We start from the raw sequence: 24778 nt of genomic DNA on the forward strand, positions 1-24778 counted from the left end.
CCTGTACAGGTAGGATTAAACCAATTTTCTAGTCGGATTGACAACAAAAAAGGCACAGGAGATCATCTTTTGACCTCTTGTGCCTTTTATTAAAATCGTGCATTAAGCAGAAGTTTTACGTTTTTCTTCAATAACCGTACCATCTTTTAGCACTAACTTTGGCTCGCTATTATTAATGACCGTCTCAGCCGTGATAATACATTTTTGGATATCATCCCTTGATGGAAGATCATACATAAGATCTAACATGATCCCTTCAATAATGGAACGCAATCCACGAGCACCGGTTTTTCTCTCGATCGCTTGCTTTGAGATTTCACGCAATGCGCCTTCTTCAAACTCTAGTTCTACATTATCAATTTCTAACATTTTTTGATATTGCTTCACTAACGCATTTTTCGGCTTTGTTAAGATTTCAATTAAAGCTTCTTCATCTAATTGATTCAGACTAGCAATAATTGGTAAACGTCCAATGAATTCAGGGATTAAACCAAAGCGTAATAAATCTTCTGGTAAAACCTTTGTTAATAGATCTTTCGTATCAATTTCTTGTTCTTTCACATCTGAACCAAATCCGATGACCTTTTGACCTAGACGACGTTTAATAATTGTTTCAATTCCGTCGAATGCACCACCACAAATGAATAAAATATTGGTTGTGTCGATTTGAATGAATTCTTGATGTGGGTGCTTTCTTCCACCTTGAGGAGGAACACTCGCTACCGTTCCTTCAAGGATTTTTAACAATGCTTGCTGTACACCTTCACCTGAAACATCTCTTGTAATTGAAGGATTCTCAGATTTACGAGCAATCTTGTCAATCTCATCAATATAAATGATTCCTTTTTCAGCTTTTTCTACATCATAATCAGCCGATTGGATTAGTTTAAGCAAGATATTTTCAACATCTTCTCCAACATATCCAGCTTCTGTTAATGAAGTCGCATCAGCAATTGCAAATGGTACATTTAAAATACGAGCAAGCGTTTGAGCAAGTAACGTTTTCCCGCTACCAGTCGGCCCAATCATGGCAATATTACTTTTTGCCAATTCCACTTCATCAATTTTGCTATTAGAATTAATTCGTTTGTAATGGTTATATACGGCTACAGATAATGATTTCTTTGCTTGATCTTGTCCAATAACGTAATCATCTAGAATTTCACGAATTTCCGCAGGCTTTGGTACATCCTTGAATTCGATTTCTTCTTCAGTACCTAGTTCTTCTTCAACAATTTCAGTACATAATTCTATACATTCATCACAAATATAAACTCCTGGTCCTGCAACTAGTTTTCGAACTTGTTCTTGTGTTTTGCCACAGAATGAACATTTTAATTGTCCTTTTTCGTCGTTAAATTTAAACAATCTTTTCACCCCTTGAATGACTTTTGGAAGTATCTATAAATCAATCGGATAAACGCTTTAAGAGAATTACCACCTATTTACTGAATTGTAACACATTTTGTGAATATACAGGAAATAATATAGCTTGCTTGAATGCCCTTTTTAAAGGGGGTCTCGGTTCACATTCTTTTATTATGTATGTATATGTAATTGTTATTTACCCTGATTTTTAATCAGTTACTACCAATATGTAATTTTTATTTTATAAGTTATTTCCTGTTACACAAAACATTTAGGTGATTGCCCTTATTATATGTGTTTTTCCTATTATATAAAACAAGGCACGATGAAAATCGTACCTTGTTTTAATTTTACTTATTATACCCTTTTTAAAGAGAAAAAACAAAAAATTAATCTTGCTTTTCAACAGTTTTACTGTTCTCAACAAGGAATTGAACGGTTTTTCTAGCTTGAACGTCACCTTTTACTGCCTCAAGATTTCCAAGTGCAGCACGGATGTTTTCAACTGTCATGTTGTACATTTTTGACATTTTTTCCAATTCTTCATTGATTTCTTCTTCTGATGCTTCAATGTTCTCAGCTTTCGCAATCGCTTCAAGTGTTAAGCTGCCACGAACACGTTGCTGTGCTTCTTCTTTCATTTGACCACGTAAGTCTTCTTCGCTTTGACCTGAGAATTGGAAGTATAACTCAAGGTTTAAGCCTTGCATTTGAATACGTTGTTCAAACTCTTGAAGCATACGATTTACTTCATTTTCAATCATTACTTCTGGAACATCAACTTCAGCATTTGCAGTAGCTTGTTCAACTACAGAATCTTGAATATGGTGTTCTTCTTCATGTTTCTTGTCATGCTCTAAACGGTTTTTAATTTTTTCTTTTAATGCATCTAATGTTTCAACTTCGTCATCCACATCTTTTGCAAACTCGTCATCAAGTTCAGGAAGTTCTTTTCCTTTAATTTCATGAACCGTTACTTTAAATACAGCAGGCTTACCAGCTAATTCAGCTGCATGATATTCTTCTGGGAAAGTAACTTCAACATCTTTAGATTCACCTGAACCAACCCCAACTAACTGCTCTTCGAAACCTGGGATAAATGAATTAGAACCTAATTCTAATGAATAGTTTTCTGCTTTGCCGCCTTCAAATGCTTCGCCGTCTACAAAGCCTTCAAAGTCGATAACTACTGTATCGCCTAGCTCAGCTTTTCCATCTTCTTTAACAACAAGTTCAGCTTGTCTTTCTTGAAGAGTTTTAATTTCGTTATCAACATCTTCATCAGTAACAGTTGTATCGAACTTCTCTACTTCAAGTCCTTTATATTCACCTAATTTAACTTCAGGTTTAACAGTTACTTTTGCTGTAAAAATAAAGGATTTACCTTTTTCAATTTGCTCAACATCGATTTCTGGTTGATCAACAGGCTCAATTCCAGTTTCATCGATAGCATTTGTATATGCTTCTGGAAGCATAATATCAATCGCATCTTGGTATAATGACTCAACACCAAAACGTTTTTCAAATAATGCACGAGGCATTTTCCCTTTACGGAATCCTGGTACGTTTACTTGTTTTACTACTTTTTTGAATGCAGCGTCAAGGCTTTCATTCACCTTTTCTACATCTACTTCTACTGTTAGAACCCCTTGGTTCCCTTCTAGTTTTTCGAATTTAGCCGACATACTTACTTTTCCCTCCAACAAACAATTTCATTTGCTATCACTAGTAAAATTACATATATATGCAAAGATCTAGTCATAATCTATTTTAGATGAATATTTTCACACAAAGCAACCACTACATTATACCATATGTTCGCTCTGTTTCAACAGTCTAATTAATCAAATTCGCCTACCGAATTTTTAGCGTGACTGCTCGGATAAATACAATAATATTATCGTGGCATCCGCAAGTGATTAAGCTTCTCTGTCAGGTTTGTCCCCGACTTATAGGACTGAAAACTTCTGTACCTGTCGTAAGCTCACGGTACAAATGCCTTTGCTAAATGAACTTAAAGATATTTTTCAACTCTCTTAATAAATTCAAGAGCTTTTTCTACCTCTCTATCGTCTGCATCATAAGTGTCTATCACTTTATCGATTGATTGACGACTTCCATAATACTCGTTCCCTATATAATGAAAGGCAGCTCCCCATGCTTGGATAGATAGTTCCTCAAGTACAAAGGGATAGATGAGAAAAAAATGTCTCTCTATTAATGTTTTTATATTATCGTAAAGAATCGGGTCTTCGTCCTCCAGTACATCACTTATGACCACTAGTAACTCGGTCACTCTTTCATTTTCTGTTAGATGCACCATACGGTCAGGGACAATTGTAATAAGCTTTCCGAATTTCTCAATGTCTACAGGATGGTCATAATTCTGTTCTTTTAATACATTGAGAATTAAAGTTTTTAAAAAAGGGTCTCCCTCATATGACTTTAAATACTGTTTGATCTCCTCTTCATAACGCTTAATTGGCTGATGGCTTAACTGGGATGCAATCAGCACCTGCTCTTGCGGATCGTGATATTGATAGAGATCCAGAGAACCTAATGGTGACTCATCCTCAAAATCAATTTTCTCCACTTCGGTTTTATTCTCGATCATTTTTTCACTTAAATGTAATAATCGTTCGAAATGTTCTTGTTTATGGTAGGGAATACGACTTTCTTTCAAAAGTAGATTAATTTCTTCTACCACTTGCTCATGTTGACTTTTTTGGACGAGAAGCATTAGATAAATATCTAATGTTTCCATTTCGTCGCCAATGCCCTCTTGAAGCATGTGATGGGCTAAGTCGACGGCCTGTTCCACTCTACCAGAATCGAAATAGGCTAGTAATAAACCAATATAACTATCATGATTTTCAGAGTCAAGTTCGATACTCTGTTGGAATAAATCAATTGCCTCATGATAGTTTTGGGATTGTAAATTCTCTAATCCTCTCTCCAATAATCTTTTTTCAAGCCCTGGAAACTGAATTACTTTGCTCTGCTTGATTTCATGTCCCTTACTCATAGATATACACCCTTTATTTCCCACCATTAATATCTTTGTAAGTGTAGCATAATGGAAAAAATAAAGTAAACTGAAATTAGAAAAACCCATTTGCAATAAATGGGTTTTTCAAGTCTCTATTATTTTAGCACTGGATGTGCTTCTTCATAGTTTGAAATTTTGTCATCCAATTGAAGAGTAATTTCGATTTCATCCCAACCGTTCACAAGCATCTTTTTCCAGTAATCAGAAAGAGGGAAAGATGCTTTAAAGCCTTTATCATCAGAAACTGTCGCTTCTTCCACGTCAACAGTTAATTGATATGGTTGATTTTTAGCAGCTTCTAGTAAGTATTCGACTTTGTCTTTATCTAATTGGATTGGTATCATCCCATTTTTTAAGCAGTTTTGATTAAATATATCTGCGAAAGACGGGGCAATTACAGCTTTGAATCCGTAATCTTGTAACGCCCATGGAGCATGTTCACGTGATGACCCGCACCCAAAGTTGTCATTAGCAACTAAAATGGAAGCTCCTTGGTTTTCTGGTTGGTTTAACTCAAATTCTGGGTTTGGTGAACCGTCTGCAAGATAACGCCAATCATTAAATAAGAAACGGCCAAAACCTGTTTTTTCGACTCGTTTTAAAAATTGCTTTGGAATGATTTGGTCAGTGTCTACATTAACCCGGTCTAAGGCTACCGCCTTACCTGTATGTGCTTTAATTCCGCTCATGAACCTTTCCCCCTTACCCTACTACTGATGTTTTACGGATATCTACAAATTTTCCATGAATCGCTGCATTTGCCGCCATAGCTGGACTTACTAAGTGAGTTCTTGCTCCTGATCCTTGTCTGCCCTCAAAGTTACGATTTGAAGTAGATGCACAGTGTTCACCAGCAGGAACAATGTCATTGTTCATACTTAAACACATACTACATCCAGCATCGCGCCATTCAAAACCAGCTGTAACAAAAATTTGATCTAATCCTTCTTGTTCAGCTTGCTTTTTCACTTGTTGTGAACCTGGTACAACTAAAGCGCGAACAGATGGGTGAACTTTTTTGTCTTTTGCTACTTCTGCCGCTGCTCGTAAGTCCTCGATACGAGAGTTTGTGCAGGAACCGATAAAGACATGTTGAATTTCAATATCTTCAATTTTCTGGCCTTCTTTTAAGCCCATATATTGAAGGGCACTTTCTAAAGCTCTACGCTCAGTTTCATCTTTACACTCGGCTAAAGTAGGAATGCTTTCGCTGACTTTTGAAGTCATCGATGGATTTGTACCCCAGCTAACCATTGGTTCAATGTCATTCGCATCAATGACAATTGTTTTGTCATAAACAGCATTTTCATCTGAGGCAAGTTCTTTCCATGCAGCCACGGCTTCATCAAAGTTTTTCGGCGCGTACTTTCTTCCTTTTATATAGGAGAAAGTCGTTTCGTCTGGAGAAACTAGACCCGCTCTTGCTCCACCCTCAATTGACATGTTGCAGATCGTCATGCGTTCTTCCATACTCATGTTGCGAATCGCTTCACCGCAATATTCAATGACATGACCGGTTCCAAAACCAATTCCATGTTTTGCAATAACATAAAGAATGACATCCTTTGAAGTCACACCTTCTTGTAAGCTTCCATTGATTTCAAGTTTTAATGTTTTTGGTTTTGATTGCCAAATCGTTTGCGTTGCTAGTACGTGTTCTACTTCACTTGTTCCGATTCCAAATGCTAAGGCACCAAAGGCACCATGTGTAGATGTATGGCTGTCCCCACAAACGATCGTTTTTCCCGGTTGGGTTAAACCAAGTTCAGGGCCAATGACATGGACAATCCCTTGTTCTGGGCTGTCAATTCCAGCTAATGGAACTCCAAATTCCTTACAGTTTTTCTCTAGTGTTGTCATCTGGTTTTTAGCAACCTCATCATCAATGATATGACGATTTATCGTTGGAACATTATGATCCATTGTCGCAAAGGTTTTATCTGGGCGTCTAACTTTACGGTTTTTCATTCTTAGTCCCGAGAATGCTTGTGGTGATGTCACTTCATGAACTAAATGCAAATCAACATATAGTAAATCTGGTTTACCTTCTTCTTGATGAACGATATGCTTTTCCCAAACTTTATCAATAACTGATTTTCCCATCATAATCCCCCCTAAATTGAAAAGCGGAAGCGCCTTGTCCAGCGACGTATGGACTGACTTGCACAGGATGTGCTGACATCGACGTTTGCAACAGGACGTTGCAGCTTTTTAGTCGATGTTCCTCCCTCTGAGATAAAGGAAAACACGATGAACACGTAGTGTGAATCGATGTTGACGCAATCGTTGCGGAAGGATGGGAAGTCCACTAGTCGCTAGGCGTTGGAGCTAGACTGTTCTCTTTTATATCGTCAATAAAGCCTCAAGCTTTAGATTATTCACATTAATATAATGATAGATTCAAAGATTCAAAATAACAATGTATGATCATTTCCAATTATGCTAAAGCAGCTTTAACCTGTTGGACCATTTCAGTTGTAGACACCTTTGTCTTACCTTCTGACATTAAGTCTCCCGTTCTATAGCCTGCATCTAGCACGGCATTAACGGCTTTTTCAATTGCATCGGCCTCTTCTTGTAAGCCAAATGAAACTCGCAGCATCATGGCTGCTGATAGAATCGTAGCTAATGGATTTGCGATGTTTTTACCTGCAATATCTGGGGCTGAACCATGAATCGGCTCGAATAAATAAGGGCCATTTTCTGAAATACTTGCGGATGGCAGCATGCCAAGTGATCCAGTTAGAACGGAAGCTTCATCACTTAAAATATCTCCAAACATATTTTCCGTTACGACCACATCAAATTGTTTAGGATTCCGAACTAATTGCATCGCTGCATTATCAACCAACATATGTTCAAGTGTTACATCCGGATAATCTTTGCTGATTTCGATGGCAACTTCTCTCCACATCCGGCTTGACTCTAAAACATTTGCCTTATCAACAGAAGTCACTCTTTTGCTTCTCGTTTTTGCTAATTCGAACGCTTGTTTAATCACTCGTTCAATTTCATAACGTTCATAATATAATGTATCGACAACTACTTCTTTGCCTTCTACCTCTCTACGTTCGCTCGGTTTTCCAAAGTAAATTCCTCCAGTTAATTCCCGAACCATTAGCATATCCACACCTTCGATAACCTCTTTACGAAGCGGTGATGAATCTGCTAGACTAGCAAAGTAAGCAGTTGGGCGTAAGTTAGCGAATAAATTTAATTCTTTACGAATTTTTAATAACCCTTGTTCAGGACGAAGATGAACCGGTAGTGTTTCCCATTTAGGACCACCTACAGCTCCTAGAAGAATCGCATCGCTTTCTTTGCATAGGCTGATGGTTTCGTCTGGTAATGGTACTCCTGCAGAATCAACGGCAGATCCTCCGATTTCCCCATATGTAAATGAAAATTGGTGATTGTAGCGTTCACCTATTGCTTGTAAAATTTCAATCGCACCCTGAATGACTTCTTTACCAATTCCATCCCCTGGCAATACTGCGATTCGCTTCTCCATTGTCAATCCCTCCGTCATATCTCTTACTAATGTCGTTGTTTTCATTAGAACATTTTTTATATTCGATTTTTTAAACAGGGCTGACATTATTTAGAAAAACTGACAATAGCCTTTAAGCTACTACTGTCTCAACTTTTCTATATAAGTCAGCCCGATGTATTTTAATTTACTAACTCAGATTCGTTGTTTTCCTTTAAATAAAGGACTCTGTTGATTGCATTTAAGTATGCCTTTGCAGACGCCTCAATAACATCCTGTGCGAGACCGCGGCCGCTTGTGTCCATATCCGCACAACGCATTTTTACAAATACTTGGGCAAGGGCATCTCTGCCGCCGCCAACAGATTGAATTCGATAATCTAATAAGTTGACTGATTCATCAACCATTTTCTCTAAAGTGTTGTATACGGCTTCTACACTGCCTTTAGCAGAACCTGTTTCCGTAATATTTTCATTATTATTAGTTAGGGTAATGGTTGCCGTATGTTCATTTTCATTACTTTGAACAGAAACATTCACTAACTGATAATATTGATCATCTTTAGAGATTTTGTTTTCTAAAACAAGTGCAACTAAATCGTCATCTGTCATTTCTTTTTTGCGATCCGCCAAGTCTTTAAAGGCAGCAAATAATTCATTTACTTCGTCTTCTTCGATAACAAAGCCTAGTTCTTCTAAGCGATTTGTAAAAGCATGACGTCCTGAATGTTTACCAAGAACTAAGTTATTTGAGGAGAATCCAACTAATTCAGGTGAAATAATCTCATAGGTTGATTTTTCCTTTAATACTCCATCTTGGTGAATTCCAGATTCATGAGCAAAGGCGTTCGCACCAACAACAGCTTTGTTTGCTGGAACAACCATCCCCGTTAATTTGCTGACAATCGTACTTGTACGGCTGATTTCCTGTAACACAAGACGTGTATCCGCTTTGTAATAATCATTTCTGATTCGAAGCGCTAAAGCTACTTCTTCTAAAGCTGTATTTCCGGCACGCTCACCAATTCCGTTGATTGTACCTTCGACTTGTGTTGCCCCATTTTCTACCGCAGCCAATGAGTTGGCAACAGCCATTCCTAAATCATCATGACAGTGAGTAGATAAATCTACTTTATCAATAGAAGGAACATTTTGTTTTAAGTATTTAAAAATTTGACCATAATCATAAGGTGTGCCATATCCAACGGTATCAGGAATGTTTATAACATTTGCACCAGCTTGGATCACTTTCTCAACAATCTCTGCTAAAAAGTCTAACTCTGTTCTGCTTGCATCTTCAGCAGACCATTGAACAACCGGAAACTTTGCTGCTGCATATTTCACAGCCGCTACAGACTGTTCAACCACTTGTTCTTTAGACATTTTTAACTTATATTCACGGTGAATGGGCGAAGTTGCTAAGAAGATATGAAGTCTTGGGTTTACCCCATCCTTTAACGCTTCCCATGCAATGTCCATATCTTTTTGTGTACAACGGGCTAAGCCTGTTACTGTACTATTTTTGACACTTTGGGCGATCTTTTGAACAGCTGCTGCATCACCTTTTGAGGCGGCTGGAAAGCCCGCCTCAATAACATCTACATTTAAACGTTCTAATTGTTTAGCGATTTCTAGTTTTTCGGAAAAATTAAGATTAACCCCTGGTGTCTGTTCCCCATCTCGAAGTGTCGTGTCATAAATCTTAATTCTTTGCACTACCCACCACTTCTTTCTGTTTAGCGTCGTTGACGAATGGCATCATTTTTCTTAACTCACGGCCAACCACTTCAATTTGGTGTTCATTTTCACGATTTTTAATTGCCGTGTACATTGGACGATTTGCTTGGTTTTCTGAGATCCAACCTTTTGCAAATTTACCATCTTGAATGTCTTTAAGAACTTCTTTCATTGTTTCTTTAACTCTTGCATCTACAACGCGTGGTCCACTTACAAAGTCTCCCCATTCTGCTGTATCAGAAATAGAGTAGCGCATGTTTTCCATTCCGCCTTCATAAATTAGGTCAACGATTAATTTCATTTCATGTAAACATTCGAAGTAAGCAACTTCTGGTTGGTAGCCAGCTTCAACAAGTGTTTCAAAACCAGCTTTAATTAAAGATGTTAATCCACCGCAAAGAACTGCTTGCTCACCGAATAGATCTGTTTCAGTTTCTTCTTTAAATGTTGTTTCAATTGCTCCAGCACGTAAAGAACCGATTGCCTTTGCGTAAGCTAATGCTAATTCTTGTGCTTTTCCAGTAACATCTTGATAGATAGCGAAAATAGCTGGTACTCCAGCACCTTCAGTGTAAGTTCTTCTTACTAAGTGTCCTGGTCCTTTAGGAGCTACTAATAGAACATCACTGTCTGCTGGTGGTACGATTTGGTTAAAGTGAACGTTGAATCCATGAGCAAACATTAACGCTTGACCTTTAAGATTTGGTTCAATTTCTTCCTTATAAACTTTAGCTTGTTGTTCGTCTGGTAAAAGGATCATAACTACATCCGCTTTTGCTGTTGCTTCACCAACTGATAATACTTCAAAACCAGCTTCTACTGCACGATCCCATGAACGACCTTTACGAAGACCGATAATAACATTAACTCCGCTTTCCTTCATATTTAAAGAGTGTGCATGACCTTGTGAGCCATATCCAATCACTGCTACTGTTTTCCCATTTAAAAATTCTGCGTTTGCATCTCCGTTATAGTACATTTTTGCCATTGTTAAAAACCCCTTCTCTTATCATAGTTTTATATATTTTTAGAATTATTTATACAATCATTTCTTAGATTACCTATTTGGAGATATTATTAATACTTTGCCAAGTAGGAATAGGAAACGATGTGTTATACAATATTAAGTTTCTGAGTGCCATGGATTTGCATTCCTCTTGGAAATGCAGTTGTACCAGTTCTTGCCATTTCTTTAATTCCAAATGGTTTAATCAATTCAATAAAGGCTTCAATTTTATCAGTTTCACCTGTAATTTGGATCACAATGCTATCTTTACTTACATCAACAATTGATGCCCGAAACGGTTCAATCAATGAATAAATTTCATTCCGTGTATTCGGTAAAGTTTGAACTTTAATGAGTGCCAACTCACGGGATACAATCGATTGATCGGTGATATCAATCACCTTTAAGACATCGACTTGTTTGTTTAATTGCTTTGTAATTTGCTCAATAATGTTCTCATTTTCTACTTGAACAACACAGGTAATTCTAGAAACACCTTCATGTTCTGTAGGCCCTACCGAAATACTGTCAATATTATAATTTCTTTTTGAAAATAAATTGGTAATTCGGTTCAGCACGCCTGGTTGATTAAGAACGGTTAAACTAATAATTCTTTTAATCATTTGGCTTAACACCTTCCATCTCATGTAGTCCTTTTCCTGGTGCGATCATTGGATATACACATTCTTTAGGTTCAACTCTAAAATCTAGTAAAACAGGCTCATCGTTGTGTAGTACTTCGTTTAAAATCGTATCTGCCTCTTCATTCGTGTTGATTTGATAGCCTTTAATTCCATATGCCTCCGCTAATTTCACGAAATCCGGCTGACTAGGAATCAAGCTATGTGAGTAGCGTTCTTCATAGAATAACTCCTGCCACTGTCTAACCATTCCAAGTGATTGGTTATTAATGATTACCATTTTGATTGGCAATTTGTGTTCACTAATTACTTGTAGTTCTTGTAAACACATTTGGAACCCGCCATCACCTGAGAACATAACAACTGTCTCATCCGGAGCCGCAAGCTGAGCTCCAATACTTGCTGGGAGCCCAAAGCCCATTGTACCAAGACCACCAGATGTTACCCATTTATCCGCTTTGTTGAAACGGTAATATTGTGCAGCCCACATTTGGTGCTGACCGACATCTGTTACAACAATCGCTTCACCGTTCGTTTTTTCATAAATCATTTCAAAAACTTTTTGCGGCTTGATATATCCTAAATCTGAATTTTCATTATAGAAGTAAGGATACTCTTTATTCCATTGATTGATTTGTTCCACCCACTCTTGATGTACAGGAGGTTTTCCGTCTTGACTAATTAATTGTTTCAACGCTTCTTTTGCATCTGCTACAACTGGAATGGTCGTTGGGATATTTTTCCCAATTTCAGCTGGGTCAATATCAATGTGAGCCACCGTTGCATTTGGTGCAAAGTGTTTTAGATTTCCTGTTAATCGGTCATCAAATCGAGCACCGATATTAATTAGAAGATCTGCTTCATACATCGCCATGTTTGCGGCGTAACAACCGTGCATTCCACCTAGACCGATAAATAATTCGTGATCCGCTGGGAAACCGCCTAAGCCAAGCAATGTGTGAACAACCGGAATTTGTTGTTGTTCTACATAATTTTTCAATTCTTCTGTCGCTTTTGAGTGAAGAACACCTGCACCTGCTAAGATAACAGGCTTTTTCGCCGAGCTTACCGCTTCAGTTAACTTACGGATTTGTAAATAATTAGGAACAGTCTTTGGTTGATAACCTGGAAGATTCACTTCTTGATCATCTTCCTTATAATTAACCTTACCGGTTGCAATATCTTTCGGAAAATCAATTAATACCGGACCCGGACGACCTGATGAAGCAATATAAAATGCCTCTTTAATAATTCGAGGGATATCTTCAATGTTACGCACCTGATAATTATGCTTCGTAATCGGTGTTGTAATTCCTAGAACATCCGCTTCTTGGAATGCATCTGATCCGATTAAACTAGTAGCAACCTGGCCTGTGAAGATTACCATTGGTAGTGAATCCATCATTGCATCCGCAATTCCCGTTACCAAATTAGTTGCTCCTGGTCCAGATGTCGCAATCACCACTCCTGGTTTACCAGTAATTCGTGCATAACCCTCTGCCGCATGAATTCCACCTTGTTCATGACGTGGTAAAATATGGCGAATCTTCGTATCATAGATTGAATCATATATAGGTAAAACAGCACCACCTGGGTAACCAAAAATAACTTCTACATTTTCTCTTTCCAACGCCTTAATAAATAGTTCAGCCCCACTAACCACTTGTTGCTGGTTTTCAGTGTTGGTCAAGGCAGTTTTCTGCAACATGGATTATACCTCCTCTTTAATAGAAATGCGCAAGCGCCTTCGGAACAAAAACCCTTTTGTTCCTGCGAAGCACCTCAAGGAAACTTTCCTTGATGCTAGCTCCGTCAGCATAAGACGAGTAGGCTAGAAGTTTGTTTCTCACCTTCTAGACCGATTGACTTATGACCCAAGAAGAGTCAGGCGCTGAGCAAAACTTTTGAAAAATATAAAAAGCCCTTTCATCCCTAATCAGCCAGTTTAATAGCTAAGGGATGAAAAGGCTTTGAGAACCTGTTCCACGGTACCACCCTCGTTTACGCAAAAAGCGTACACTCAAGAACAACTTAGTTGTTCGTTTTGGTAACGAGTGTCGTACACTCGGCTTATCTTAATAAACAAATTGTTGTTCAGATAAGCATTCAGAGGTGAGTTCATTTAATACGCGATTCACCGGTTCCCAGCTACCCCGGCTCTCTTGGCAATCAAACGTAAGAAATTACTTGTCCTCTTCATCACTTTTTCTTAATAGTAAGTATATGTCCAGAAAGAATAATAATGTTTTAAATTTTCAAGCGAATTTGTTTGAAGGTCGCTTTGAAATTTGGATTAACTTGTTTGTTGAAATCATCTTACGCTTAATTTTCAAAGTAGTCAAGGCCAAACAAAAAAATTATTTAAAATAGACAGAAATCACAAACTGTTGTATCCGTTTACATTCTGGTAGTATCAATGTTTGGATAACTATAAATTTTTTATTATTTTTTAAAAAAGTTTGGATGTTATGGATACAATCATGATTTTTAGACAAAAAAATAACTCACCCAAAAAGTTAGGTGAGTTTATATACTGATATGTATGATGGCGTCCCAGGAGAGATTCGAACTCCCGACCGTACGCTTAGAAGGCGTATGCTCTATCCAGCTGAGCTACTGGGACATTTTTTCAAGAACCAAGAACAATAATTATTATATTTCCTTTAGATTAGATTGTCAACTGTTATTGAAATATTTTAATCCAATAGGTCCTTTCTCTACCGTTTATTCTTGGTAGAGAAAGGTTTGTGTTAATCCTGGTAGTTCACCTTTTTCAAGGTCAAAAATATGAAGTTGGTATTCTTTTTCACCCATATCCAGGATTACATAAGTTTTTTCTATTCTTCCACGCGGCAACCGAATACTTCCTGGATTGATAAAGAGGATTCCTCGATCCATTTCAGCACCTAAATAATGAGAATGACCAAAGCAAACAATGTTAGCTCCGACTTCTTTCGCTTTGTAGGCAATGTTCATGAGGTTCGACTTTACAGAATACTTGTGTCCATGAGTAATAAAAATCGTCTTATTACCGACATTTTCCAAAATTTCCTCTAAAAGTCTTTCATCAAAATCACAATTTCCTCCCACAACGACATAATTTTTCATTGCAGGATGATCAGGTTCTAATTCGGAATCCCCACAATGAATGAATAATTGAACTTCATTCTGGTGTTTTTCGTATATTTTTTCCAGTTCACTCGTTAAGCCATGACTATCACTAACAATTAGGACCTTCATTTTTGATATCCTTTCTAGAAATCATTTCTTAAGGCTCTTTTCTCAGACATTGTTGCTTATAGTATAAAAACTTAGTTTTTTACTGTGTATCAAGGTTTATCAGAAGAGAAAAGAGCTGCAAACTGAATTCAAAGCCAGGCAAAAGCTATGTCCACGTTAAAATTGGCCTTTAAATTTTAACAACAAACTTTACGAAATCAGCTTTTCTTAAAAAGTTCAGTTAGCTGTGTTTCCAATTTTTTCATCGCAACTGCCCGATGACTGATTTGATTTTTCTCTTCCGGGGTTAGCTCAGCCATTGATTTTTCCATAGATGACACATAAAAGATCGGATCGTATCCGAAACCGTTTGTCCCTCTTCTTTCAAAGAGGATCACCCCTTCACAAGTTCCATTGACGATTATTGTAGGCTTTCCTGGTTGAGCTACTGCAATCGCACAATAAAACCTGGCACCACGGTCTTTTTCTGGAACTTCCGCCATTTCCTTTAGTACTTTATCATTATTGGCCTCATCGTTCTTATCTTCTCCTGCATAACGCGCAGAATAAACACCAGGCCTGCCATCAAGTGCATCAATCACCACACCTGAATCATCTGCGATTACGACTTCATTAAACTTTTTACAAATGGCCTCCGCTTTTAAAATTGCATTTTCTTCAAATGTTTCACCTGTTTCCTCGACATCATCAATCGCCGGGAAATCCAACAGTGTTTTAACTTCTACACCATATGGTCCCAATATCTTTTGAAAGTCTTTTGCCTTTCCGGCATTTTTAGTTGCGATGATCACGCTTTTCATGTTGAATCTCCTTTAATAGTGGTTGGTTAGTTGGCTAGTTAGTTAGGCTTTAACTTTTCTAACCAACTAAAAGCTACCAACTAGCAGTTAATACAAAAAGAACAAGAGTCGGCATCCCTGCCCACCCTTTCGAATTGATCTTTTTATATTATATCAAAAAACTGTTAATAACTACCAGTGTTTACTTTTTCCGGACGTGAGACTGGTTCCGTTATTTTTTTGCCCTCTTCATCCATTAGTTCCGCTTTACCATTTACTGTCACTGCTACACTTTCAATACCAGGTTGTTCTGTTAAAGATAGGACAAGTGTATTTAATACATGTTCAGAAATCTTCTTTTCCTCAAAACTACTATAAATGGATTCATCGAAATTAAGTGTTACTTGGCCATCTTCTACCTTTGCCTCGTCTATTAATTTAGCCTCTGATCTAAATTCATTTAATAGATTTGAGGAAACGCCAGGACCATCAATAAGCTCGTTCACAGCAGCTGTAATATTGTCGTCGATGGAATTACTCACACGTTTTGTAACAGGAACATAATAATAACTATCCTTCTCTCCGCCAATAAAATAAACCGTAACTGGTTTTGTATTGGTTAAGTCTGCAACATGTGATGTATCCAAGTTAATCCCATCTTTTCTAGATAACTCGGTATTAATCGGTGTTCCATTTACGGGCATTTCTTCAAGCGGATGCCCGTTCAGTTGCAATTTAACCTTATCTATTGAATCAAACTGAGTTAACGTCCATGTGATGGATTGAAGAATTTTCTCCTCATCCTCTGCTTGATACTCTTTAAATTCATTTGAAAAATCAACCGTCGCTACCTTATCCTTCACATTGACACTTAACTTTGTATCCGCAGGGATCACGGCTTGGAATCCATTTGGAAGCATTTCCGTTATAGGTCCATTTTTCACCAGATATTCCAGTGCAAGTGTAGCAATCGATTCTGTTTTTGGCAAATCAATTGTTTGCGGCACAACATAGCCATTTTTATCAATCAAATAAAGTTCTGTTTTAATTGTTTCCTCAACGGCTTTTTCATCTGTTTCCTTTGTCACTTCTTCTTCAGCCTCTTGTTCTGTCACTTCCACGTCTTCGTCCGTATAAGTTACATCTTGAGGCGGATCAATTTTTACCGCTTTATCATCTCCACCTATAAGCCCACAACCGGATAAAAATAAAGCTGTACCTACAACACATAATGCTAATGTAATCTTATATTTTGACTTAGGCATAATAAATCCCTCCAAAGACAGTTTGTACTTCATATATACGAGCTGTTTATAAAAATTAGACCGTCTTTGGACAAAAATATGTAATAGCCAAAAAATAGAACCTCACTACCATCCTGAGATTCTTAAGATAATTTAATAGATACCACTTTTTCCGTTGGTTCTTCTAGCCAGTCTGAAGCAATTTTTGAGAACATTTTTTTCGATCCTGTTGTATAAAAAATATGTTCTGCATCTGATTCTCTATCCTCTATGTTTAATAAGCCACTATGGAAAAGAATTGTACTAACCTCTCTTGCTGTTTCTTCCCCTGAGCTTATCACTTTCACACTATTGCCCATCACATTTTGGATGACGGGTTCTAATAACGGGTAATGCGTGCAACCTAGAATTAATGTATCAAGTCCTTTATCCTTGAGGGGATGTAAGGTTTCCGCTACAATTTTTTCCGCCACATGGCCCGCATACTCCCCACTTTCTACAAGGGGAACAAATTTAGGGCAAGCCAACGATGCCACTTTTGCTCTTTTATTGATTTGTTTCAATGCTTTTTCATAGGCAGCACTTTTGACTGTACCTACCGTGCCAATAACACCAATTTGGCGATTTCGCGTAGCCTTAATCGCAGCCCTTGCCCCAGGATGAATCACTCCAAGAACGGGAATAGATAGTTCATGTCTGATTTCATCAAGTACAACGGCGGTTGCGGTGTTACAGGCAATGACTAACATTTTAATATTCTTTTCTAGCAAAAACTTCGTCATCTGCCATGTAAAAGCTTTTACTTCTTCCACAGGCCGCGGCCCATATGGACAGCGGGCTGTATCACCTAAATAGATAATTTGTTCGTTTGGCAGCTGGCGCATAATTTCCTTAGCGACCGTTAAACCACCTACGCCCGAATCAATAACTCCAATTGGTCTTTTCAAGCTTACCTTCTCCTACTACTATAAGATACAAAATTGCCCTTCCTATTTTCTATCTTTTTTATATATAATTCAAGAACAATTATATTACATATACATTTCTAATTGTAGTAAGCCCGAAAAGTATTTAACTGGTATCCTGTAAACAGGATACCAGTTAATTCTAAAGCTTTAGCTCTCCCATACGAAGGAGCTCAATAACTGCTTGAGAACGCCCCTTTACGCCTAATTTTTGCATGGCATTTGAAATGTGGTTTCGAACTGTTTTCTCGCTGATAAATAATTCTCCCGCGATTTCTTTTGTTGTTTTATCTTGTACTAACAGTTCAAAGACTTCTCTCTCCCGTTTGGTGAGTAATGGCTTGTGAGTATAATCATTCTCCTTCAAGTATTGTAACCCTCCTTGCCTCTGCCAGCTATAAACTGCGGGATGGGTATATATTTAGTCACGATATCTTATGTGAGAATCGCTGTTATAGTGACTATCTTTATCAAGGTTTGAGTAAAATGGGTATTTGTCATTAATTATAAGGCTTAACAGGCTGTAAGACCCTACCTCAAGACTCTAAGTATTATTAAAAGATAGGTGGGAGATCAACTGCTGAAATAAAATTTATCTTTGGGCTTTAGCCATTAGATAAATCAATCAGGCATTGCGTGACTCCCCCTCAGTAGGTGATGTTAGAAAATCCACTGATGGAAGTTTCCCTTTATAGGTATATCAAAAACAGTCTTATCAAAGAGGCATGTTCAATGGTAAACTAGTATTAATTACAGAGAGGTGAATTCAATTGATAACTGAAGCTAAAACCGTCTTACAGGAATATTTTGGGTACAGCGATTTTAGAAAAGGACAGGAGGAGATCATCGGAAACATTTTTAATCGAAAAAACACACTTGGTATTTTGCCAACAGGTGGTGGAAAATCGCTCTGTTTTCAAATCCCAGCTCTTCAATTCCCAGGAACTACAATCGTTATTTCCCCGCTCATTTCACTTATGAAAGACCAAGTGGATGCTTTAACCGCTTCTGATATTCCAGCTACTTTTATTAATAGCTCCATCAATCAAGCAGAACTCAATGATCGAATTACCCGTATTCGACAAGGTGCTTTCAAACTTGTATATGTAGCTCCCGAACGTTTTGATTCTGATTATTTTGTTGATGTGTTAAATTCAATCGACATCCCTTTAATCGCCTTTGATGAGGCGCATTGTATCTCACAATGGGGACATGATTTTAGACCAAGCTACCGCTCGATTGTCACTTCCTTACAGAAAATAAATCAAAACCCTGTGATTGTTGCATTAACCGCCACAGCCACTGCCAATGTGGCACAAGATATCCAGACATTATTGCAAATCCATTCTGACGATACATTTCAAACAGGATTTGCCCGTGAAAATTTATCCTTTCACGTGATGAAAGGCGTAAATAAGCGGGACTTTATTGTGAACTATCTTCGTCAGCATCCGAAACAATCTGGAATTATATATACTTCTAGTCGAAAAGAAACAGATGGATTGTATAACTTTTTATCACTCCAAGGCTTTTCAGCCGCAAAATATCATGCCGGCCTTCGGGAAGAAGAGCGTAAAGATGCCCAAGATCAATTTGTCTATGATGAAAAGGAAATCATGATTGCGACAAATGCCTTTGGGATGGGGATTGATAAATCCAATGTTCGATTTGTTATTCATTATAATTTACCGAAAAATATTGAAGCCTATTACCAGGAAGCAGGACGGGCAGGACGGGATGGAGAAGAAAGTGAATGCTATTTGTTATTCTCCAAACAGGATATTCAATTACAAAAGTTTTTGATCGAAGAAAGTCATCTTAATTATGAAAAGCGAGAACAAGAATATCATAAACTGAATCAAATGGTCAGATACTGCCATACAGAGGAGTGTCTTCAATCATATATTATTCATTACTTTGATGAAAACAGCCCTGAAATGACTTGTCGTAAATGCAGTAATTGTCTCGATCATCGGGAAAAAGTGGACATCACCCGTGAAGCGCAAATGATTTTTTCTTGCTGTAAACGGATGGGAGAACGATTTGGCGCTACATTAATTGCACAAGTGTTAAAAGGTTCAAATCAAAAAAGAATCCGCGAACTAGGATTTCAAGAACTATCAACCTATGGCTTATTACGAACGTATAGAGAAAAAGATATTGTAGATATGATTAATTATCTGCTTTCAGAAGATTATCTGCTTTTAACAGACGGAAAATATCCAGTTATTAAAATTGCCCCAAAAGCCGTCGCTGTTCTTAAAGGAGAAGAAACCGTCTCGATGAAAAAGTCTGTTACACCTGTTATCGAGTCAAATGCACAGGAGGAAAATCAAGACTTATTTGAAACTCTTCGCCTTCTTCGAAAACAAATTGCAGCTGAGGAAGGGGTACCACCTTTTATCATTTTCTCTGATACAACCCTTAAAGAAATGAGTCGATATTTTCCAGTTGATGAAGCTTCGATGCTCGGCATAAAGGGTGTTGGTCAAGCGAAGTTTTCTAAATACGGGCAAGCCTTTATTGATAAAATAAAGGAATTTGTTGAAACACATCAAATTCAAGTTGCTCCTATCCAAATTTCAAGAGACGATGATAGAGACAATAGCCAGCCAAGTCACCTCATTTCCTACGAGTGGTATATTAACGGAAAAACGATAGAGGAAATCGCCAAGGAACGAAAGTTATCAAAAATAACGATTCAAAAACATATTCTACGAAGTGCTGAAGAAGGTCATGAATTAAATTGGGACGAAATTTTTAATAAAGATACAGAGATTAAAGTTTTAGAAATCCTCAGTGAAATGGAAACCGACAAACTTAAACCGATTTGGGAAGCTTTAAATGGAGAAGTCGACTATTTTGTTATTCAAGCGGTTATTTGTAAGAGTCAAATGACTTAACATCAATGGAAAAGCCTGCACTCAATTGTGCAGGCTTTTTCGATTGAATCAAATTCGTCCCACCGAATTTGCGCCCGGGTTTTTATCGATCTCGCTCGATAAAATACCTTTAAAACTCCGGGGCATCCGCCGGAGGCTTCCTTCATTCAGCTAGGTTGAACCCCCATTGAATCAGAAATCCCTTTTCTACACTCATCTCTCACTTACAGAGGGAGACTTGTGCTGAATGAAGTTATTGGTCACTTCCAAAGAAGTTTTTAAAGGATTGGAATGTTGCATCCCGATTTAATGCAGCAATTGACGTTGTTAATGGAATTCCTTTTGGACATGCTTGAACACAGTTTTGTGAATTCCCACAGTTTGCTAGTCCACCATCTCCCATAATCTCTTCAAGACGCTCTTCTTTATTCATTGCACCAGTTGGGTGGGCGTTAAAGAGACGAACTTGGGATAATGGGGCAGGTCCAATAAAGTTTGACTTGCTATTTACATTTGGACAAGCCTCTAAACAAACGCCACATGTCATACATTTTGAGAGTTCATATGCCCATTGACGCTTTCTTTCTGGCATACGTGGTCCAGGGCCTAAATCATAGGATCCATCAATTGGAATCCATGCTTTTACTTTCTTCAATGAATCAAACATTCGGCTTCTATCGACTAATAAATCACGTACTACCGGGAATGTTCTCATTGGTTCTAAGCGAATGGGTTGTTCAAGCTGGTCTACGATTGCGGAACACGATTGTCTTGGTTTCCCATTAATAATCATTGAACATGCACCACAAACTTCCTCTAGACAGTTCATCTCCCATATAACAGGTGTTGTTTTTTCCCCTTTTTTATTCACTGGATTACGACGAATTTCCATAAGTGCTGCAATGACATTTAGGTTTGGACGATATGGGACTTCAAACTCCTCTTGATAAGGTGCTGAGTTCATATCATCTTGCCGGGTAATAATAAATGTTACGGTCTTTTGATCAGCCATCCCTATTTCCCCTCTTTTTACTTTTGTTTTTTTCTTAACGGTTTATGACCTTGTTAAGTTTCTCCCTATTGCCTTATTAATTAGCCTTACTCTTCGTATAGTCACGTTTCCGTGGTTTAATTAATGATACATCTACATCTTCATAGTGGAATTCTGGTGCTTTATCACTACCAACAAATTTAGCCATTGTTGTTTTCATGAATTCCTCATCGTTACGATCTGGGAAATCTGGTTTGTAGTGTGCTCCACGACTTTCATTACGATTGTATGCACCAATTGTAATAACACGAGCTAATTGAATCATATGTTCAAGTTGACGAGTGAATGTTGCCCCTTGGTTGCTCCATTTAGCTGTATCATTGATATTAATATTTTTATAACGTTCTAGTAGCTCTTGTAATTTTTCATCTGTTTTTAATAGTTTGTCATTGTATCGTACAACAGTCACATTGTCAGTCATCCATTCGCCTAGCTCTTTATGTAGAACATATGCATTTTCGGTACCATCCATTGACATGATGTTATTCCATTTTTCCTGTTCATGTTGAACTTGTCTATCAAAAATAGTAGATGAAATTGCATCTGAGCTCTTCTCTAATCCATTAATATACCGTACCGCACTTGGTCCAGCAACCATGCCGCCATAAATAGCAGACAATAAAGAGTTCGCTCCTAGACGATTCGCTCCATGCATTGAATAATCACATTCACCTGCTGCAAACAAACCTGGTATATTCGTCATTTGATCGTAATCTACCCATATTCCACCCATTGAGTAGTGAACCGCTGGGAAAATTTTCATTGGAACTTTCCGTGGGTCATCACCCATGAACTTTTCATAAATTTCAATAATTCCACCGAGTTTAATATCTAATTCATGCGGATCTTTATGGGAAAGATCCAAGTAAACCATGTTTTCGCCGTTAATACCAAGCTTTTGGTTTACACAAACATCAAAAATTTCCCTTGTTGCAATATCCCTTGGAACGAGGTTTCCATAGGCAGGATATTTTTCCTCTAAGAAATACCATGGTTTTCCATCCTTGTAAGTCCAAACACGTCCACCTTCACCACGAGCTGATTCACTCATTAAGCGCAGCTTGTCATCACCAGGAATTGCGGTTGGGTGAATTTGAATAAATTCCCCATTTGCATAATAAGCACCTTGTTGGTAAACAATCGATGCAGCAGAGCCTGTATTAATGACTGAGTTTGTTGACTTACCAAAGATAATTCCCGGACCGCCTGAAGCAATGATGACCGCATCTGATAGAAATGATTGTATTTGCATTGTTTGTAGGTTTTGCGCGACAATCCCACGGCAAACTCCATCATCATCTTTAACGATTCCGAGAAATTCCCAACCTTCATATTTTGTCACTAATCCATCTACTTCATATCTTCTTACTTGCTCATCTAATGCATAGAGCAATTGTTGACCTGTTGTTGCCCCTGCGAAAGCGGTCCGATGGTGTTGAGTTCCGCCAAAACGACGGAAATCGAGTAAACCTTCAGGTGTTCTGTTAAACATAACTCCCATCCGGTCAAACAAGTGTATAATTCCCGGTGCCGCTTCACACATTGCTTTAACTGGTGGTTGGTTAGCTAAGAAATCTCCCCCATAGACCGTGTCATCAAAGTGCTCCATCGGGGAGTCCCCTTCACCTTTTGTATTTACGGCTCCATTTATACCACCCTGTGCACAAACAGAGTGAGAACGTTTAACTGGTACAAGTGAAAAAAGATCAACTGATGTACCTGATTCTGCCATTTTCATTGTTGCAGCTAGCCCCGCAAGGCCTCCTCCAACCACTATTACTTTTCCTTTTGCCATTTGTGACTCACTCCTTAAGTCTTCAATCCATCGTACATCTATTATTCTATTAAAATATATTTACTTTTCTATTATACGAAAGCTAAAATAGCACGAACACCAATAATTGATAAAACAACAAAGAATCCCATCGTTGCATAAGTGGAGATTTGTTGTGATCTAGGTGTTACAGTGATCCCCCAACTAACAAAGAAAGACCATAGACCATTTGCAAAGTGAAACACCGCACTTACAATACAAATGATATAAAACCAAAGCATCGCTGGATTAGAAACGATATCTGCCATCATATCAAAACCAACTTCAGCCCCAAACGCAGCGGCAATTCTTGTTTCCCATACATGCCACACTATAAAGATCAATGTAATAACCCCTGTGATCCGTTGAAGGACAAACATCCAATTTCGGAAAGTCCCATATCTGCTTACATTGTTTTTTGCCGTAAATGCAATATAAAGTCCATAAATCGCATGATATAAGATTGGCAAATAAATAACAAAGATCTCCAAAAAGATTAGGAATGGAAGATTTGTCATAAATCCAACTGCTTGGTTGTAGGCCTCCTCTCCTTGTGTTGCAAAGTGATTCACGACTAGATGCATGGTAAGGTATATACCTACCGGAATAACACCTAGTAATGAATGCAGTCGGCGGTTAAAAAATTCTCGATTCGCTGACATTACCAAAATACCCCCTTAGTTTTTTAAAGTGAAACCGGCAATAAATTTCATACTGCCTTAAATTGAACAACCGCTCACTTTCAGAAAATAAAACTTTTCACTTTTCTTAAAATAATGTGACAATTCCATTTTACCCTCATCTATTTAGAGCGTCAAGATAACGGAATCAATAAATATCAATATTTATTGAATTTTTCCAAAATAATGTCATCCGTTTCCTTTTTATATTCTTATTACGGCTCGTAAAATGTTACCACTATTTTTTCTATTTCTTTTTTAAACTAAAACCACTTAATGTATCTAAATTTGTATATAATAGACTTATTGAAAGTGGGGAATACGATGAGTGAAATGTTAGAAGTTAAAGAACAAGAAACCTTATCTGAAACGGTTCCAGTATTTGGGTATGAATTGATAAGAGAGGTACTACTTCCCGATATTTTAGGAGAGGAAACTCCTAAAATATTATATTGGGCAGGTAAGAACCTAGCCCGTAAATATCCATTGAAGTCGGCGTCTGAGATCATCACTTTTTTTAAACAAGCTGGTTGGGGAGACTTAAGAGTAGTTAAAGAGTCGAAAAATGAACAAATATTAGAGCTTTCAAGTGAAATGATTGTTAACCGGATGAAAACGAATGGGAAGACGACTTTTCAATTAGAGGCAGGGTTTTTAGCCCAGCAATATGAAGGGCAAAAACAAGTGATTACCGAAGCATTCGAACATCCAAAAAAACGTTCGGCTAAAGTGCAATTTACAATTAAATGGGACATGAAGGATTTCGCATAATAGAAAAAGCTCTAGATAAGGGGGACCCTTGTCTCTAGAGCTTTTTTTTCGTTTCGTCTCAAT

Annotated in this window: 20 protein-coding genes, 1 tRNA gene and 1 other annotated feature; of the genes, 2 read left to right on the plus strand and 19 right to left on the minus strand. The window is 37.8% G+C overall.

From position 1 onward, the window contains the following. Positions 1-102: 102 nt before the first annotated feature. The 16 genes from clpX to R4Z10_RS16805 all read right to left on the minus strand — a co-directional run bounded on the left by clpX (position 103) and on the right by R4Z10_RS16805 (position 17885). Positions 103-1368, minus strand: coding sequence for an ATP-dependent protease ATP-binding subunit ClpX (gene clpX, locus R4Z10_RS16730; protein WP_338470429.1), 1266 nt, complete (start codon positions 1366-1368; stop codon positions 103-105). Positions 1369-1757: 389 nt separating this feature from the next. After that, positions 1758-3053, minus strand: a complete 1296-nt coding sequence (gene tig, locus R4Z10_RS16735) for a trigger factor (RefSeq protein WP_338470430.1) — start codon at positions 3051-3053, stop codon at positions 1758-1760. A gap of 329 nt (positions 3054-3382) precedes the next feature. Next, positions 3383-4393 (minus strand): tetratricopeptide repeat protein, encoded by a 1011-nt coding sequence (locus R4Z10_RS16740; protein ID WP_338470431.1) that lies wholly within the window; start codon positions 4391-4393, stop codon positions 3383-3385. Positions 4394-4512: 119 nt separating this feature from the next. Further along, entirely contained in the window at positions 4513-5106 is a 594-nt protein-coding gene (gene leuD / locus R4Z10_RS16745; RefSeq protein ID WP_338470432.1) for a 3-isopropylmalate dehydratase small subunit, read from the minus strand. Positions 5107-5119: 13 nt separating this feature from the next. Continuing rightward, a complete protein-coding gene (leuC, locus tag R4Z10_RS16750) occupies positions 5120-6520 on the minus strand; it encodes a 3-isopropylmalate dehydratase large subunit (protein WP_338470433.1) in 1401 nt (466 codons plus the stop codon). A 334-nt stretch (positions 6521-6854) separates the two neighbouring features. Next, positions 6855-7928 (minus strand): 3-isopropylmalate dehydrogenase, encoded by a 1074-nt coding sequence (gene leuB / locus R4Z10_RS16755; protein ID WP_338473265.1) that lies wholly within the window; start codon positions 7926-7928, stop codon positions 6855-6857. A 161-nt stretch (positions 7929-8089) separates the two neighbouring features. Beyond that, the gene (locus R4Z10_RS16760) at positions 8090-9622 is read right to left on the minus strand and encodes a 2-isopropylmalate synthase (RefSeq protein WP_338470434.1); all 1533 of its coding nucleotides are present in this window, start codon (positions 9620-9622) and stop codon (positions 8090-8092) included. Continuing rightward, complete coding sequence (ilvC, locus tag R4Z10_RS16765) at positions 9609-10631, minus strand: ketol-acid reductoisomerase (RefSeq protein WP_338470435.1); 1023 nt, start codon at positions 10629-10631, stop codon at positions 9609-9611. Before ilvC ends, R4Z10_RS16760 begins: the two co-directional genes overlap by 14 nt. Before the next feature lie 125 nt (positions 10632-10756). Next, a complete protein-coding gene (gene ilvN / locus R4Z10_RS16770; protein ID WP_338473266.1) occupies positions 10757-11269 on the minus strand; it encodes an acetolactate synthase small subunit in 513 nt (170 codons plus the stop codon). Then, positions 11265-12998, minus strand: coding sequence for an acetolactate synthase large subunit (gene ilvB, locus R4Z10_RS16775; RefSeq protein ID WP_338470436.1), 1734 nt, complete (start codon positions 12996-12998; stop codon positions 11265-11267). Before ilvB ends, ilvN begins: the two co-directional genes overlap by 5 nt. Before the next feature lie 244 nt (positions 12999-13242). Then, positions 13243-13499: a binding site (T-box leader), on the minus strand. A gap of 337 nt (positions 13500-13836) precedes the next feature. Next, a tRNA-Arg gene (locus tag R4Z10_RS16780) sits at positions 13837-13913 on the minus strand. Positions 13914-14014: 101 nt separating this feature from the next. Continuing rightward, positions 14015-14530, minus strand: coding sequence for a metallophosphoesterase (locus R4Z10_RS16785; protein ID WP_338470437.1), 516 nt, complete (start codon positions 14528-14530; stop codon positions 14015-14017). A gap of 197 nt (positions 14531-14727) precedes the next feature. Continuing rightward, complete coding sequence (locus R4Z10_RS16790) at positions 14728-15330, minus strand: XTP/dITP diphosphatase (protein WP_338470438.1); 603 nt, start codon at positions 15328-15330, stop codon at positions 14728-14730. Between the two features lie 164 nt (positions 15331-15494). Next, entirely contained in the window at positions 15495-16574 is a 1080-nt protein-coding gene (locus tag R4Z10_RS16795; protein WP_338470439.1) for a GerMN domain-containing protein, read from the minus strand. 122 nt (positions 16575-16696) lie between these two features. Then, positions 16697-17500 (minus strand): glutamate racemase, encoded by an 804-nt coding sequence (gene racE / locus R4Z10_RS16800; RefSeq protein ID WP_338470440.1) that lies wholly within the window; start codon positions 17498-17500, stop codon positions 16697-16699. Positions 17501-17660: 160 nt separating this feature from the next. Then, positions 17661-17885 carry a response regulator transcription factor gene (locus tag R4Z10_RS16805; RefSeq protein WP_338470441.1) on the minus strand — a complete coding sequence of 75 codons (225 nt, stop codon included), beginning with the start codon at positions 17883-17885 and terminating at the stop codon, positions 17661-17663. A gap of 403 nt (positions 17886-18288) precedes the next feature. On the opposite strand from R4Z10_RS16805, the gene recQ reads away from it, so the two are divergent. Then, positions 18289-20421 (plus strand): DNA helicase RecQ, encoded by a 2133-nt coding sequence (gene recQ, locus R4Z10_RS16810; protein ID WP_338470442.1) that lies wholly within the window; start codon positions 18289-18291, stop codon positions 20419-20421. A 232-nt stretch (positions 20422-20653) separates the two neighbouring features. On the opposite strand, the gene sdhB is transcribed toward recQ, so the two are convergent. From sdhB to R4Z10_RS16825, 3 genes are all read right to left on the minus strand, one after another. Next, positions 20654-21412, minus strand: coding sequence for a succinate dehydrogenase iron-sulfur subunit (gene sdhB, locus R4Z10_RS16815; RefSeq protein ID WP_338470443.1), 759 nt, complete (start codon positions 21410-21412; stop codon positions 20654-20656). A 76-nt stretch (positions 21413-21488) separates the two neighbouring features. Then, a complete protein-coding gene (sdhA, locus tag R4Z10_RS16820) occupies positions 21489-23246 on the minus strand; it encodes a succinate dehydrogenase flavoprotein subunit (protein ID WP_338470444.1) in 1758 nt (585 codons plus the stop codon). 71 nt (positions 23247-23317) lie between these two features. Then, positions 23318-23926: a succinate dehydrogenase cytochrome b558 subunit gene (locus tag R4Z10_RS16825; protein WP_338470445.1), complete on the minus strand. Its 609-nt coding sequence runs from the start codon at positions 23924-23926 to the stop codon at positions 23318-23320. A gap of 342 nt (positions 23927-24268) precedes the next feature. On the opposite strand from R4Z10_RS16825, the gene R4Z10_RS16830 reads away from it, so the two are divergent. Then, positions 24269-24715 (plus strand): YslB family protein, encoded by a 447-nt coding sequence (locus tag R4Z10_RS16830; RefSeq protein WP_338470446.1) that lies wholly within the window; start codon positions 24269-24271, stop codon positions 24713-24715. The last annotated feature ends 63 nt before the right edge of the window (positions 24716-24778 follow it).

This window comes from Niallia sp. XMNu-256, assembly GCF_036670015.1.
GTDB lineage: Bacteria > Bacillota > Bacilli > Bacillales > Cytobacillaceae > Bacillus_BD.

Bases quoted from the DNA above. Each gene is read 5' to 3' on its own strand.
- tig (WP_338470430.1), bottom strand. From the start codon at position 3,053: ATGTCGGCTAAATTCGAAAAACTAGAAGGGAACCAAGGGGTTCTAACA.
- R4Z10_RS16740 (WP_338470431.1), bottom strand. From the start codon at position 4,393: ATGAGTAAGGGACATGAAATCAAGCAGAGCAAAGTAATTCAGTTTCCA.
- leuD (WP_338470432.1), bottom strand. From the start codon at position 5,106: ATGAGCGGAATTAAAGCACATACAGGTAAGGCGGTAGCCTTAGACCGG.
- leuC (WP_338470433.1), bottom strand. From the start codon at position 6,520: ATGGGAAAATCAGTTATTGATAAAGTTTGGGAAAAGCATATCGTTCAT.
- leuB (WP_338473265.1), bottom strand. From the start codon at position 7,928: ATGGAGAAGCGAATCGCAGTATTGCCAGGGGATGGAATTGGTAAAGAA.
- ilvC (WP_338470435.1), bottom strand. From the start codon at position 10,631: ATGGCAAAAATGTACTATAACGGAGATGCAAACGCAGAATTTTTAAAT.
- ilvB (WP_338470436.1), bottom strand. From the start codon at position 12,998: ATGTTGCAGAAAACTGCCTTGACCAACACTGAAAACCAGCAACAAGTG.
- R4Z10_RS16785 (WP_338470437.1), bottom strand. From the start codon at position 14,530: ATGAAGGTCCTAATTGTTAGTGATAGTCATGGCTTAACGAGTGAACTG.
- R4Z10_RS16790 (WP_338470438.1), bottom strand. From the start codon at position 15,330: ATGAAAAGCGTGATCATCGCAACTAAAAATGCCGGAAAGGCAAAAGAC.
- R4Z10_RS16795 (WP_338470439.1), bottom strand. From the start codon at position 16,574: ATGCCTAAGTCAAAATATAAGATTACATTAGCATTATGTGTTGTAGGT.
- sdhB (WP_338470443.1), bottom strand. From the start codon at position 21,412: ATGGCTGATCAAAAGACCGTAACATTTATTATTACCCGGCAAGATGAT.
- sdhA (WP_338470444.1), bottom strand. From the start codon at position 23,246: ATGGCAAAAGGAAAAGTAATAGTGGTTGGAGGAGGCCTTGCGGGGCTA.
- R4Z10_RS16825 (WP_338470445.1), bottom strand. From the start codon at position 23,926: ATGTCAGCGAATCGAGAATTTTTTAACCGCCGACTGCATTCATTACTA.
- R4Z10_RS16830 (WP_338470446.1), top strand. From the start codon at position 24,269: ATGAGTGAAATGTTAGAAGTTAAAGAACAAGAAACCTTATCTGAAACG.